General features: G+C 63.1%; 12 protein-coding genes. 2 read left to right on the top strand and 10 right to left on the bottom strand.

Translation table 11 applies throughout. The features are described from left to right. Positions 1-47: 47 nt before the first annotated feature. A complete protein-coding gene (locus Y88_RS01780) occupies positions 48-2,258 on the bottom strand; it encodes a GumC family protein (protein ID WP_018075261.1) in 2,211 nt (736 codons plus the stop codon). A 517-nt stretch (positions 2,259-2,775) separates the two neighbouring features. Here Y88_RS01780 and Y88_RS01775 point away from each other — a divergent pair. Together Y88_RS01775 and Y88_RS19305 are read left to right on the top strand one after the other, a co-directional pair. Further along, the gene (locus Y88_RS01775; protein ID WP_008065671.1) at positions 2,776-3,351 is read left to right on the top strand and encodes a polysaccharide biosynthesis/export family protein; all 576 of its coding nucleotides are present in this window, start codon (positions 2,776-2,778) and stop codon (positions 3,349-3,351) included. A 347-nt stretch (positions 3,352-3,698) separates the two neighbouring features. Beyond that, positions 3,699-3,845, top strand: coding sequence for a hypothetical protein (locus tag Y88_RS19305; RefSeq protein WP_008065670.1), 147 nt, complete (start codon positions 3,699-3,701; stop codon positions 3,843-3,845). Positions 3,846-4,106: 261 nt separating this feature from the next. Here the strand turns inward: Y88_RS19305 and Y88_RS01770 are convergent, their stop codons facing one another. From Y88_RS01770 to rplQ, 9 genes are all read right to left on the bottom strand, one after another. Next, positions 4,107-4,697 carry a sugar transferase gene (locus Y88_RS01770; protein ID WP_008065669.1) on the bottom strand — a complete coding sequence of 197 codons (591 nt, stop codon included), beginning with the start codon at positions 4,695-4,697 and terminating at the stop codon, positions 4,107-4,109. A gap of 405 nt (positions 4,698-5,102) precedes the next feature. After that, positions 5,103-5,357 (bottom strand): hypothetical protein, encoded by a 255-nt coding sequence (locus Y88_RS01765; protein ID WP_008065668.1) that lies wholly within the window; start codon positions 5,355-5,357, stop codon positions 5,103-5,105. Positions 5,358-5,553: 196 nt separating this feature from the next. After that, positions 5,554-6,348, bottom strand: coding sequence for an NUDIX hydrolase (locus Y88_RS01760; protein ID WP_232280883.1), 795 nt, complete (start codon positions 6,346-6,348; stop codon positions 5,554-5,556). Positions 6,349-6,771: 423 nt separating this feature from the next. Continuing rightward, entirely contained in the window at positions 6,772-7,113 is a 342-nt protein-coding gene (grxD, locus tag Y88_RS01755; protein ID WP_008065664.1) for a Grx4 family monothiol glutaredoxin, read from the bottom strand. Positions 7,114-7,140: 27 nt separating this feature from the next. Continuing rightward, positions 7,141-7,383, bottom strand: coding sequence for a BolA/IbaG family iron-sulfur metabolism protein (locus Y88_RS01750; RefSeq protein WP_008065663.1), 243 nt, complete (start codon positions 7,381-7,383; stop codon positions 7,141-7,143). After that, on the bottom strand, positions 7,383-7,706 hold the full coding sequence (locus Y88_RS01745) for a DUF1476 domain-containing protein (RefSeq protein WP_008065662.1): 324 nt from the start codon (positions 7,704-7,706) through the stop codon (positions 7,383-7,385). Before Y88_RS01745 ends, Y88_RS01750 begins: the two co-directional genes overlap by 1 nt. A 97-nt stretch (positions 7,707-7,803) precedes the next feature. Continuing rightward, positions 7,804-10,011, bottom strand: a complete 2,208-nt coding sequence (locus tag Y88_RS01740; RefSeq protein WP_018075262.1) for a prolyl oligopeptidase family serine peptidase — start codon at positions 10,009-10,011, stop codon at positions 7,804-7,806. A gap of 210 nt (positions 10,012-10,221) precedes the next feature. After that, the gene (locus tag Y88_RS01735; protein ID WP_018075263.1) at positions 10,222-12,309 is read right to left on the bottom strand and encodes a prolyl oligopeptidase family serine peptidase; all 2,088 of its coding nucleotides are present in this window, start codon (positions 12,307-12,309) and stop codon (positions 10,222-10,224) included. Positions 12,310-12,573: 264 nt separating this feature from the next. Beyond that, positions 12,574-12,999: a 50S ribosomal protein L17 gene (gene rplQ, locus Y88_RS01730; protein ID WP_008065649.1), complete on the bottom strand. Its 426-nt coding sequence runs from the start codon at positions 12,997-12,999 to the stop codon at positions 12,574-12,576. Positions 13,000-13,066: the final 67 nt, after the last annotated feature.

Genomic DNA, 13,066 nt, shown 5'->3' with positions numbered 1-13,066 from the left:
ACACGGGGTTGGGCGAAGGCCCGAAGGCCTTCGCCCGCATGTCCGCATCAGGAATAGTACTGCCGATAGCTCTGATAGAAGGCGTCTTCGCCGTAGCCGAAACGGGCCTGTTTGCGCATGTCGACGCGCGTCAGGGCAACGCCTGCCAGTTGCACGCGATTGCCGGGCAGGAGCCGCAGGGCCGAACGCAGCGCATTGTCCGGCGTCTTGCGCCAGCGCACGACGAAGACCGACGCATCGGCCTTGCCCAGCACCAGCCGCGTATCCGCGATCGGCAGAACCGGCGCGGTGTCGATGATGATCGCGTCGAAATGCTGGCGCGCATTTTCAAGCAGACGATCCATCTCGTCCCCGGTCAGCAATTCGTGCGCATCCGCCGAATCCGCCGCAACCGGCAGGATCGACAGCCCGGTGGCAGGATCGATGACCAGCGTATCTTCGAGCGAAGCCGTCGAACGCAGGACTTCGAGAAGGCCGGGGCGTCCTTCCTGCGTGGGCAGGAACCGGCTCACCCCCTGTCGCCGCAAGTCGCAGTCGATGAGAAGAACGCGATCCCCCGACGCCGCCATCGAGCGCGCAAGGCAGATCGAGGTCGTCGTCTTGCCTTCATCGGGCAACGCCGAGGTGATCGCGATGACCCGCGCATTGGTGGTGTTCATCGCGATCGAGGCGCGCAAGGAACGGAACGCCTCGGCAAAGGCAGAACGCGGATTGTTGATGAGTTCGGCCGCCGGATTACGATCGCTGTTGCGCGGCATCACTGATTGCAGCGACGGGATCGTGCCGAGATAGCGCACGCCCAGACGCTCTTCGATGTCATCGCCGGTGGTGACGCCGGTATAATTGAGTTCTGCCAGAAACGCCGCCGCAATGCCGACCCCGACGCCCAGCGCAAGCGAAAGGATCAGGTTGATCAGGACATGCGGGCTGTCAGGCAGAATCGGCACCGAAGCGGGATGCAGCATCTGCGCATCGGCCTGCTCGGTCCCTTCTCGGGCGGACAGTTCCTTGTAGCGGTTGAGGTAGCTTTCATAGAGACCGTTCGAGGTTTCCGCCCGCTTTTCAAGGTCCTGCAACCCGGCCTTGGCCGAGTTGCTGACCGCGAGCGCCCCGCGCGATTGGTCGAGCGACCCGGACAGCGAAGCCAGTCGCTGCTGCGAGGCGTGAGCCTTCGCCTCGAGCCCGGCAATGACGCGGTGGGTTTCGGCCGAAACCTGATCGTCGAGCGCTTTCAGCGTTGCGCGCGCCTTGATCACGTCGGGATGAAGGGCGCCATAGCGCGCCTGAAGCGCGGCGAGTTCCCCGGCTGCGGTGGCCTGCTGCCCGCGAAGAGCCGCGATGGCGGGTGACGCGACGGTTTCCCCAACGCTGCCTCCCCCGACGCCGCTTCCATTACCGCTCCCGGCGAGCTGACGACGGGCCGCATCGAGACGGGCCGCATCCTCGGCCGCCTCGGCGCGGGCCTGCGCCAGTTCCTGGTTATAGGACGAGATTTCCTGTTCGGTCAGCGTCCCCTGATTGGTGCTGAGCAGGTTGTGGGCAAAGCGATAGTTGTCGACCGCCGCGCTGTCGGCCAGAGCCTGGCTACGCAACTGATCGAGGCGTCCGGCAATCAGCGCGCTGGTCTGGTGCGCTTCACCCCGCTTGGCGTCGAGCGCACCGCGGGTGAACTGCTCCGCAAAGGCATTGGCGACATTTGCCGCCTCGTTCGCATTGCGGCTTTCGAAGGCGATACCGACACCGAACGTCGAACCGATCCGCTGCACATTGATATGCTTGCGCACATATTCGATCGCGGCAAGGCGGGCCTGCTGCGGCGTGGCTCCGGCGGTGAAGCGCGGATCGCGGGCAAGGCCGAGCCGGTCGATCACGGCGTTCATGTTGTCGGCCGACGTCACCAGCGCGACTTGCGTATCGACATAGCTGTCGTTGGGGAGCGGCTGATCGACAGTCCGGTCGTTGGTGCTGGTCGGCGCGATCGTTTCCACCCGGCTGTTGAGCGTGACATCGGCATGGGCAACATAGGTACGCGGCTGCACCGCCGTGACGAGTGCGCCCAGCGCCACCGAGCCGCACAGCACGCCGGTGAACAGCCCCAGGCGCCGCCGGAAAATGCCCAAGAGGAAACGCAAGTCGATGCGGTCATTGCCGCCACCGCCTGCCGCCCGCGGCTCGGGGAGACGGGCCGGGAGCTCTCCACCCACCCCGCGATAAAAGTCGATGGCGGTGGTGTCCAAACTGTTGAAGGCCGTGCTCACCCTTGTGCTCCTTCGCTGACGATCGGAAGGCCGGACGAACCCGTCCGCGATCTTGCGAAAGTCAGACTATGCAAGGCAGCCGTCCACGAAAGGCGAAGCATATCCGCAGCGGAGGGAAATCAGCCCTCGTCAGGACGCAGGAGCAGAGCGAAAACGCGGCCCGGCCTATGGCAATCGCCGTTGCAGCCGCGAACACGAAACCGGACGTAAAATTGCGCGGCCTTCGGATGACAACAATTCGGGAAAACCGCTAAGGATCAGGCCGCTTTTCGCTAACCATCCATTCCGCCTCACCCTTTGCCGCGAACGACGATTCCCCCCCCGGACAGGCGCGGCCTGATCGGACCGAACCCCTCCGGAATATCTCCATCGCGGATTTTTCGTTACGGCGCGGGCAATTGAGCTTTCCCCACAGGCGCATAGAAACAGGGCTGGCAGTCGCCCTGCCCGAAGAATCCCTTCGAGCGAGGCACGGATCTTTACTTTTACGGTATTTCCGAAATTGATGGGGAAACACATGCGCAAGGTCATGATTTCGGTTGCAGTGGCGGCCCTTGCCGTTTCTGTTCTACCCGCCTGCTCGTCGGGAAAAGTCGCCCCTCTCGCATCCGCGAGCGCCAAGGCAGGGCCTCAGGACTACCGACTCGGCACCGGCGACAAGTTGCGCGTCACGGTCTACAACGAACCTGCCCTGACTGGTGAATATACCGTCACGCCCGCAGGCGAAGTGGCCTTTCCCCTGATCGGGACCGTCAAGGCGGCCGACCTCTCGGTCGGCGATGTCACTGCCGACATCACTCGCCGCCTTTCGGCCGGATATGTCAATGACGCCAAAGTCAGCATCGAGGTCCTGACGTTTCGCCCCTTCTACATTCTGGGCGAAGTCAACAAGCCGGGCGAATATCCCTACGCTTCCGGATTGACCGTCGAGAAAGCCGTCGCCCTCGCCGGTGGCTTCACGTATCGCGCCAACAGCCGCAAGGTCTTCGTACGGCGCGACAATGCTCCGGCAGAAGGCTCGGTGTCGCTGCGCGGTGCCCCAGTCGAGATCCTGCCCGGCGACACCATTCGCGTGGGCGAACGCTATTTCTGACGAGCTGCCGCACCATCCATCCTGCGGCCGATTGCAAAGCGGAAACAGGGCCGGTCGACTCGGCGCTCCCCAGAGGGAAGTGCCGGGTCGCAGCCACCGCGGAGCCCAAAAAATTTGGGCAAAACACCCTGAAACAAGCAAAAATTATCGAAGAATTAGGTATTTTTGACGATCTTGTTTCAATATAGAACGAGTCGCATCATGGTCGCGGAAAACCGCCGAAAACCAGCGATTTTCCCAACCTGAGCGAATGATCGATGCGCAACCGGAAACGGCTGCGCATGGGGTGAAATACGGCACGGTCAAAAGAAACCGCATAAAATGCGGATCTTAAATTGGGAAGTAGGATGAAAAAGCTGATCTGGAGCGTCGACACGCTCGAAAGAACCTATGACATGAAGGATTCCGGTGGCCTTGATGCTGTAAAAGGCATCTTCATAGGCTTGGCCATCAGTCAGGTATTCTGGCTTGCCATCGTCCACTTCATGCTCTGATCCATCAAACGATCTGACACGACGGCATTAAGGGGTAATGCCGACCTGCAACGAGACTACCTCCTTGCAGATCCGCAAGCTGCTCGATGACCGAACCATGCCCGATCGCTCGTCGTCCCTAAAAGAGGTGACTTTGGGATTGATCGTGTGCGCCGTGCTCCGCAACAGCATGTCCTCTGCAAGGCCGTGATCGGCGTTGCAGAGGACACGGCCTGCCCATGACGAAGCCCATGACCAGAAGGCGCGTGAGGAGCACCCCCGTTACCAGGCCCCGCGCCCTGTCAGCACGCAAGGCACCGTTTTCGCGAGGATCAGAAAATAGAGGCGGACCGACCGGCTCCGCGTGAAAGCGACATCGAACGCCACACGCCGCCGATAGGACGTATCGGCCCTTCGTTGCACCTGCCACAGACCGGTCAACCCGGGGCGAACGAGACAATACTCCGAAAAGCGACGACCATACCGCGCGATCTCGGACTCCACGATCGGACGCGGCCCGACCAGACTCATGTCCCCGATCAGCACATTGAAGAGCTGGGGCAATTCATCGAGACTGGTGCGGCGAAGAAATCGCCCGATGGAGGTGATGCGCGGGTCCCGGCGCAGCTTCTGCGTCTTTTGCCATTCCGCACGCGCTCCGGCATCGCGTTCAAGCAGGGCCTTGAGCTGGGCATCCGCGTCGATCGCCATGGTGCGGAACTTGAGACAGAAAAAGCGCTTGCCGTTTCGCCCGACACGCCGGTGCGCGAAAAAGATCGGCCCCGGACTGGTCCAGCGCACCATCACCGCGATCAGCAGCATGGCCGGGCTGGCCAGCGCCAGCAAGAGCAGCGCCCCGACGATGTCGAACATCCGCAAGACTGCCTCGTGAGCCACCCGCCCCGCCTTGATCCGGCGTGCCCGGGCACGATGGGCGCGCGCCCGACGCCCCGTCGCGTGGTGTCGCGCAACCCGATGGCGCGGCAATACGCTGTCTACGGCACCCGCAGGAGCGGCCGCACCGCCCGGCCCGCCGACCGTTTCAAACGCGGCGGCCTGTTGAATGGATGGGTTCCGTACTGCAGGAGGTAGTGACGATTGCGGTTCAAACGCAGCATCTTCCGGCGCTCGCATACGCACAAAGAGTCTCCCTGTTCCAGACGGGTCGTGACGAAGCGACCACAAGTGGAACCATGCAGACATCAGTGCTGTCGGTCAGCGATCGATAGAGCCGCGACGGTTTGATTAACCGCGCGTAAGCCATGACAACGACGGAGTTCAGCGCAACACGCCGAGCCCCCAGAGAATACCGCCCCAAAGTGCGATCGAAGCGATCAGGGGAAACCCGATACGGAACCATCCCGGGTAGTAGGCGATCGGATTTTCGGGCTGATTTTCAGTCAGGGTCCATAGATCCTGCTGCAGCCGATGAACCGGAGAAGCAATGAATTCGTCGTGATCGTCGGCCAGACGCGGCGCGGATTGGGGGCTGTCGTCGATGTCGGGCCGGATGCGGTATTTGTGGAGCGCCATGGGATCACCTCATCCCCCAAGGATAAGGGTTCCGCCTTAAGGGCCCCGGCCAGACCTATCCGCAAAGCTACGTAATATTGCCGTTTGCCGGCAAAATCTTGCCGGTTACTCCCCCCGGGCAGTTCACTTCATTATCGAGCGATTTTGGCCCTACCCCTGGCAGACCGCGCGCCAGCCCTCTCGCGACTGGCAGGCACTACCCACGGGACGCCTGTTCCAGCGGTTCGCCATCGACGGGGTAACCGGCGTCGGAGGGAATGACCAGCCAGGGAACCCCGTTCCGCATTTCCGTCCATGGGGTGACGATGCGTTGCGGCGTGTCGAGCGCGTGACGCCGAACGGCATCGAAATCGTCCCACTGCGCCAGACGCTCGAGATTGCGGCGGGTCGGGAAAATGATCCGGATCCGCCCTGCATCGGCCATGGCCAGGACTTCGGCCGCCCCTGCCCAGAACAGGTTCCGGTTCTCGGTCGCATCGGCGACCAGATCGAGCGCTCCCGTACCGACGTCGGCAAGATAGAAACGCGTATCATAGACCCGGATCTCACGATGCCGGGGCCACCATCGCGCAAAGGGGACAAGGCTCGGAAAATCGATGGCCCATCCGTGATCGCGAAGAATCCCGGCGAAGGCCTCCCCCGCCAGCAATCGCCGACGCGCATCCTCTGCCATTCGTGCGGTGACCACGCCGTTGACACCGATGACGAGTCCGGTTTCCTCGACCGTCTCGCGGATGGCCGCGACCCGGGCTGCGGCGTCATCGGGATCGTGGGGCGCAGCCGAGCGATCGCCCTGCACGACGTCGTGGTCGCCTGGATCGACTTTCCCACCCGGGAAGACGGCGGCGCCACCGGCAAAAGCCATGGCCCCCGATCGCTCGACCATCAGGATCTGCGCCGGACCACCTTCAGGATCGCGCCTGAACACCACCACCGTTGCTGCCGGGCGTGCCGGCGGAGCATCCTCTTGCCCATCAATTCTTGTTGTCATGCCCCGATCATGATCCTCCGTACGGCCCTTGCCAAGAGAGGGATCCACTCCCTCCAAGGGGAGTGTCGGACATCTTTACACTCTCCCGCCGCTGCCACACTTCACTGGAGCCGTGGACCCAGATTTTCCGCCACTTCCACAAACTGGCACGGTACATGCATAAATCATCAAGTCCCTGAGATGCCTATCTCGACGAGGCGGAGCCTGTCCCCAAGCTTCCTGGCTCCGCCTCCCCCCCTTTTCAGCCAAACATGCGGATTTCACGCCCCCGGGCGCGAAAATCCCTGTTCCGAAACGACGAAACGCGGCCCTGCCGGTTGCAGGACCGCGTTCGACTGGCGGCAATATCCTGCCGCCACAATGCCCGATGTCATTCCTGGCTATGAAGTGCCAGGATAACATCAGGCCCGACTTGATCGGAGATCAGGCCGCCGTACCGGACAAACCGGCATCGGTCAGGAGTTGCGTCAACTCACCGGCTTCGTACATCTCCATCATGATGTCCGAACCACCGACGAATTCGCCCTTCACATAGAGTTGGGGGATCGTAGGCCAGTCCGAGAACTCCTTGATCCCCTGACGGATTTCCATGTCCTGCAACACGTCGACCGTCGCATATTCGACGCCCAGACGTTCAAGGATCGCCACGGCGCGGCTGGAAAAACCGCACTGCGGAAACATCGGCGTACCCTTCATGAAAAGGACCACGTCGTTGCCTTCGACGATCTCGGCGATACGGTTGCTGGTGTTGCTGGGTTCGGACATGGATCCTGCTTTGTCTTTTTGTGGGAATCAGGCAGCGGAAGTGGGCACGGCGGTCGTCAATTGCAAGGCATGCAGAACCCCGCCCATGCGACCGCCCAGAGCGGAATAGACCGCCTTGTGCTGCGCAACCCGGCTCATCCCGCGAAAGGCCGCCGAAACGACATGCGCCGCATAATGATCGCCATCTCCGGCAAGATCGGTGATAGTGACTTCTGCGTCAGGCATCGCGGCCTTGATCATGGCGGCGATGTCGTCTGCGGCCATCGCCATCAGGCTTCGCCCATCAACTGGCGACGTGCTTCCACGGCCTTCTCTTCGAGAGCCTTGCGCACTTCGGGTTCACCGACCTTGGTCCCGGCCAGAACCAGATCGCCGAAAACCTTGCGAATCACGTCTTCGTCACCGGCTTCCTCGAATTCGGCCTGAACCACGGCCTTGGCATAGGCTTCGGTTTCGGCGGCATCGAGGCCCATGTGTTCGGCAGCCCAGACAGCGAGCAGCTTGTTGCGGCGTGCCTGGATACGAAACAGCATTTCTTCGTCGTGAGCGAACTTGGCTTCTTCGGCGCGTTCGCGATCGTTGAAAGTCGTCATCGGGACTGCCCCTTGTTGGTCTCCGGACTGCGGATAGTCAGCGGACCGCCTCGCCGCAAGCGAGCAGTTGGCATCATACACGGATGAAAGCGGAAAATCAGGGGGTCAAAGGGCTCAATCCGGTCCACGCGGCCAGAAAGGCGAGCACATCTGCCCCGGTGGCGATCGTCTTGTCGAGCGGCTTGCCCGCACCGTGCCCCGCACCGTCCTCCACCCGCAAGAGATGCGGACGGTCCCCGATCGCACTGCCCTGCAAGGCGGCGACATACTTGAAGCTGTGAGCAGGCACGACACGGTCATCAGTATCGGCCGTTGTGACGAGAATGGCCGGATAGTCGGTCCCGGCGCGAATGTTGTGATAAGGGGAATAGGAGCGCAGCACTCGCCAGTCGGCTTCGCGGGCAGGGTCGCCATAGTCGTCGGTCCATCCCCGTCCTTGCGTGAAACGGTCGAACCGCAACATGTCCATGACGCCGACGTCGGGATTGGCCGCGACGAAGAGATCGGGCCGCTGGTTGATGACGGCTGCGACCATCATGCCCCCGTTCGACGCGCCTTGCGCGGCGAGGCTTCCCTTGCGGGCGATCCCGTTTTTGACGAGATAGTCCCCCGCCGCGATGAAATCGTCGAAGCTGTTCTGCTTTTTCGCGGCGCGCCCGGCCTCGTACCACGACGGACCAAGCTCTCCGCCACCCCGAACCGCCGCGACGGCAAAGACGCCTCCGGCTTCGAGCCAGGCCATACGCTGGGGCGAATAGGCCGGATTGACCGAGATATCGAAACCGCCATAGCCGTAGAGCAATGTCGGCGCCGCAGTCGCGGCATCGGCGAGCGCCTTCTTGCGCACGATCATCAGCGGCACCAGCGCCCCGTCCCGCGAAGGATACTGCCGCTGTTCGACGACATAGTCCGACGGGTCGAACGGCGTACGCGGCAGGGCAAAGGCACTTGCCCGGCCGGTGCGGATATCCATTCGATAAACCGCCGGGGGCTGGTTGTAGCTTGAAAACTGGTAAAAGGTTTCCGGGTCGCCCGGACGCCCTTCGAACCCGCTCGCGGTTCCGGTGGCGTCGATGGTGATGGCCCGTGCCGGATGCCCGTGCATGTCGGTAACGACCGCCAGACGTCGTCCGTCGGCATTGTACGACAGGATCAGGCGATCCCCGACGATCCGCCCGGCCTCCAGAGCCGACCGCTGTTCGCCGATGACGGTCGAAACCCGTGCATGCGTGCCGAGATCGACCCGGACCAGCCGGTAATCGGGCGCGCCGTCATTGGTGATGAACCACAGCCGATTGCCTTCGCCATCGACCAGTTTCCAGTCGAAGGTCAGATCGGAAACGAGCGGCACGACTTGCCAGCGGCCGTCCGCACCGCGCGCGGACAGGTTGACGAGATGGATCGCCCGCATCGGCGCCGTCCCCGCATCGGTGCTGATCACCGCCCAGGCGCCGTCGGACGTCACTTGCGCCTTGTGCCCCCAATCGGGGTGGGCGGGCGTTGCATAGACCTGTTCGTCGGCGTCCTGCGCCGTGCCGACGCGATGGAACCAGATGGCCTTGTTCCTCGCCTGCCCCCGATATTCCTCGCCCGTCGGCGGCGCGGGATAGCGCGAATAGAAAAAACCCTCGTCCCCGGCCCACCCGATCAGGGTGTCGTTCGCCCATTCCAGACGATCGGCCATGACCGTTCCGGTATCGACATCGATCACATGGATCGTGCGCCAGTCGCTGCCCGCCCGGCTCTCGGTAAAGGCAAGATAGCGCCCGTTGCGCGAGGGGGCCCATGCATCGAGCGCAGGCGCACCCTCGCCCGCAGCATTGGGATCGAACAGGAGCCGGTCGCGCCCGGCGAGCCCTTCGCGAACATAGAGCGCGGACTGGTTCATGAGGCCGCTGTTGCGCAGGAGGAAATACCGCTGTCCTGCCTTTTTCGGCAGGCTGATCCGCTCGAAATCGTAAAGCGCCCGCAGCCGCGCGGCAAAGCGGTCCCGCCCCGGAAGCGCCGCGAGATAGGCCCGGGTCAGGGCGTTTTCACGCGCTGCCCAACCCGACACAGCCGGATCGCGTCGAATGTCCCCTTCGAGCCAGCGATAGGGATCGGCAACGCTTTGCCCGAACATCGCTTCGTGCAGGTTGTCCCGGCGGGTTTCGGGATAACGGTCGCGCGGAACGAGCAAGGCCGCCGGTGCCGCACGTCCGACGCCGGATGATGTCGCGGCTGCAGAGACGCCGATAAGGGCAGGACCGGCAAGAGCAGCGGGCGCGACCTGACGATGGGACGTGCCGCTCTCGACACTCTCCATCGCGGCTTCGCCAGTGGCCCCGCCGTTACCCGCCCAAACAGGCGCCCCATAAAGACCAAGCCCGAGCACGCTGCCGAGCAGCACGCTTCTCAAGGCCATCCCATCCCGTTTCATCATCGTTATCGAACGCGAGCCTATCACGCGCCTATGCCTCTCGCGAGACAAATTCCCTTCCGCGTCATTTCATTGCGACGCACAAGGGAGAAGGTTTCAAGTCGCGGGGTGAAGCCCGGTCCAATGGGCGAGGAACGCATAGACGTCGGCAGCCTCGGCTATGACCTTGTCGATGGGCTTGCCCGCCCCATGCCCGGCACGAGTGTCGATGCGGATGAGGTGCGGCTTCGGACCGATCGCGGCGGCCTGCAACGCGGCTGCATATTTGAAGCTGTGCCCGGGAACCACGCGGTCGTCGGTGTCGGCCGTGGTGACGATGATCGCGGGATAAGACGCGCCGTCGTGAACGTTGTGATAAGGCGAATAGGCACGCAAGATGCGCCAGTCGGCCTCGCGATCGGGATAGCCGTAGTCGTCAACCCAATAGCGTCCGGCGGTAAAGCGATCGAACCGCAGCATGTCCATGACCCCGACGCCCGGATTGGCGGCGGCGAACAAGTCGGGACGCTGGTTCACCACCGCGCCGACCAGCAGCCCCCCATTCGAGCGCCCTTCGATCGCCAGCCCGCCCTTGGGCGTCACTCCGTTGGCAATCAGCCATTCGCCCGCCGCAATGAAATCATCGAACACGTTCTGCTTGTTCGCGCGGCGCCCCGCATCGTGCCACGCGTCGCCATATTCGCCCCCGCCCCGCAAGTTCGCAACCGCATAAGCGCCGCCACATTCGAGCCAGGCCATACGCGTCGCGGAGAACCACGGCGTGAGAGAGATGTTGAACCCGCCATAGCCATAGAGGACAGTCGGCACCGGGCCGGTCGCATCCTTGCGCCGAATGACGAACATCGGCACTCGCGTGCCGTCGCACGACGGGACGAAAACCTGATCCACGCGATAGGCACCAGGATCGAACGTCAGCCGGGGACTGCGCCATCCTTGTGTCACACCGCTCTCCGCATCGATCCGCAGGACCGTATCGGGCGCGGTAAAGCTCGAAAACGCGAAATAGCCGAACCGGTCTGACGGCCGCCCACTCACCCCCGCGACCGTTCCCGGGCCCGGCAAGCCGACTTCGCCGACCACCGACCCGTCCGGCTTTGCCAGGACCATGCGCGAGCGTGCGTCGTGGAGATAACCGAGCACGAGGCGCCCGCCGACCATGGCTGCCCATTCCAGCGTGTCCTCGCTCTGGGGAACCACAGTCGCGAAGCGCGGCTCTGGACCGGCAAGATCAACACGCACGATCTTGCGGCGCGGTGCCTCCTCGCCCGACAGGAACCACAGGCTGTCCCCGGCGGCATCAATGAAAGTCCACTGCGCCTTGATCTCGGGAACGAGCGGCCGGATCGTCCCGACTTCGCCCTTGTCGATCCGCGCGACATGAACCGCATTGATCGGATCGGTTCCCTCGCTGCTGGTAACGATCAGCCAGCGCCCGTCGCTGCTGACCTCTGCACCGTGCATCTGCTTGGGGAAATCGGGCGTCGAAAAAATCGCGCGATCCTGCTGTTGCGGAGTGCCGATGCGGTGCAGCCAGACTGCCTGATTGTAATTCAGCGCATGGAACGCGTCGCTCCCTCCCGGTTCGGGGAAACGGGAATAGACCAGCGCGTCGTCCCCTAACCACGACAGTCCGGAAAACTTCACCCATTGCAGCGTGTCGGCCAGAACCGTTCCATCGGCCACGCGCAAAAACCCGACCCGTCGCCAATCCGAGCCGCCGTCCTGAACGCTATAGGCAACCAACGCGCCGTCGTCGCTCGGCGCCCACTGATCGAGTGCGGTGGCGCCGTCATGAGCCCAGCCATTGGGATCGATCAGCACCCGCCCCTTGGCATCCGCCGACGCATCCCCATCGGCAACCAGCAACTGCGACTGGTTCATGAGGCCCGCGTTCCAGCGATAAAACGCCTTGCCCCCGCGCACCACCGGAACGCCGGTGCGCTCGTAATCGACGAGATTGCGCATCTTGCGAGCAAAGGCTTCACGCTCGGGCAAGAGCGAAAGATAGGCTTGGGCAAAGCGGCTCTGCGCCTCCACCCAATCAGCGACTTTCGCATCGTGGCGCACATCGGCTTCCAGCCAACGCCACGGATCGGCAACCGTCTGCCCGAAAACGTGATCCTCGACCGTTTCGCGCGGACTGGCGGGATAAGGCGGCAGGGGCGGGAAAGCGGCAGGGTTCATCGCATCTCTATCCTTGGCAACCTCTGCGGCGACGGCCGCACCGGGAATTTTCAACGCCGCCAGAAGAGCAAGTGTCGAAACGCCTTTCAGAGTGTCCCTACGCCGCAAACCGACCTCCAGCATCGTACCCCGGCGGCAATCGCGATCCGGGACCGATGTCATGGCGCCCCAACGGATTGCGGGCAAGATCGCCAAAACAAAAGGGGCGGAGCCCGAAGGCCCCGCCCCTGTGCGACCCGACGTTTAGATCGGGGAAGTCCGCTATCAGGCGGCTTCGAATTCGTCTTCATCCGCAGTCAGGACCGGACCGGAATCCTGGCCCTTGGCCGCGACGTCGCGATCAACCAGTTCGATCACCGCGATCGGCGCCGCGTCCGAGGCGCGATAGCCGGCCTTGATGATGCGGGTGTAACCGCCCTGACGGTCGGCGTAACGCTCCGCCAGAACTTCGAACAGCTTCTTTTCCTGCGCATCGTCGAGCAGGCGAGCGTGCGCCAGACGACGGTTCGACAGGCCGCCATGCTTGGCGAGCGTGATCAGCTTTTCGATGTAGGGGCGCAGTTCACGCGCCTTGGGCAGCGTCGTGGTGATCTGCTCGTGCTTGATCAGAGCCGCCGACATGTTGCGCAGAAGCGCGCGGCGGTGCGAGGAGGTACGGTTCAGCTTACGCTGGCCGAGCTTGTGACGCATTCTCAGTCTCCGTTCGTTTTGGGTCCGTATCAGGTAACCCAGACCAGGCCGGTTTCGGTTTGCCGGG

Origin of the sequence: Novosphingobium nitrogenifigens DSM 19370, from assembly GCF_000192575.1 — a bacterium.
GTDB lineage: Bacteria > Pseudomonadota > Alphaproteobacteria > Sphingomonadales > Sphingomonadaceae > Novosphingobium > Novosphingobium nitrogenifigens.
The sequence above is the reverse complement of the archived record's forward strand: the minus strand, read 5'-3'. Positions and strand labels throughout refer to the sequence as shown.

Coding starts and splice junctions, on each gene's coding strand:
- Y88_RS19305 (WP_008065670.1), top strand. CDS start 3,699: ATGAAAAAGCTGATCTGGAGCGTCGACACGCTCGAAAGAACCTATGAC.
- grxD (WP_008065664.1), bottom strand. CDS start 7,113: ATGTCCGAACCCAGCAACACCAGCAACCGTATCGCCGAGATCGTCGAA.
- Y88_RS01740 (WP_018075262.1), bottom strand. CDS start 10,011: ATGGAGAGTGTCGAGAGCGGCACGTCCCATCGTCAGGTCGCGCCCGCT.
- rplQ (WP_008065649.1), bottom strand. CDS start 12,999: ATGCGTCACAAGCTCGGCCAGCGTAAGCTGAACCGTACCTCCTCGCAC.
- Y88_RS01745 (WP_008065662.1), bottom strand. CDS start 7,706: ATGACGACTTTCAACGATCGCGAACGCGCCGAAGAAGCCAAGTTCGCT.
- Y88_RS01735 (WP_018075263.1), bottom strand. CDS start 12,309: ATGAACCCTGCCGCTTTCCCGCCCCTGCCGCCTTATCCCGCCAGTCCG.
- Y88_RS01760 (WP_232280883.1), bottom strand. CDS start 6,348: ATGACAACAAGAATTGATGGGCAAGAGGATGCTCCGCCGGCACGCCCG.
- Y88_RS01765 (WP_008065668.1), bottom strand. CDS start 5,357: ATGGCGCTCCACAAATACCGCATCCGGCCCGACATCGACGACAGCCCC.
- Y88_RS01770 (WP_008065669.1), bottom strand. CDS start 4,697: ATGTTCGACATCGTCGGGGCGCTGCTCTTGCTGGCGCTGGCCAGCCCG.
- Y88_RS01750 (WP_008065663.1), bottom strand. CDS start 7,383: ATGGCGATGGCCGCAGACGACATCGCCGCCATGATCAAGGCCGCGATG.
- Y88_RS01775 (WP_008065671.1), top strand. CDS start 2,776: ATGCGCAAGGTCATGATTTCGGTTGCAGTGGCGGCCCTTGCCGTTTCT.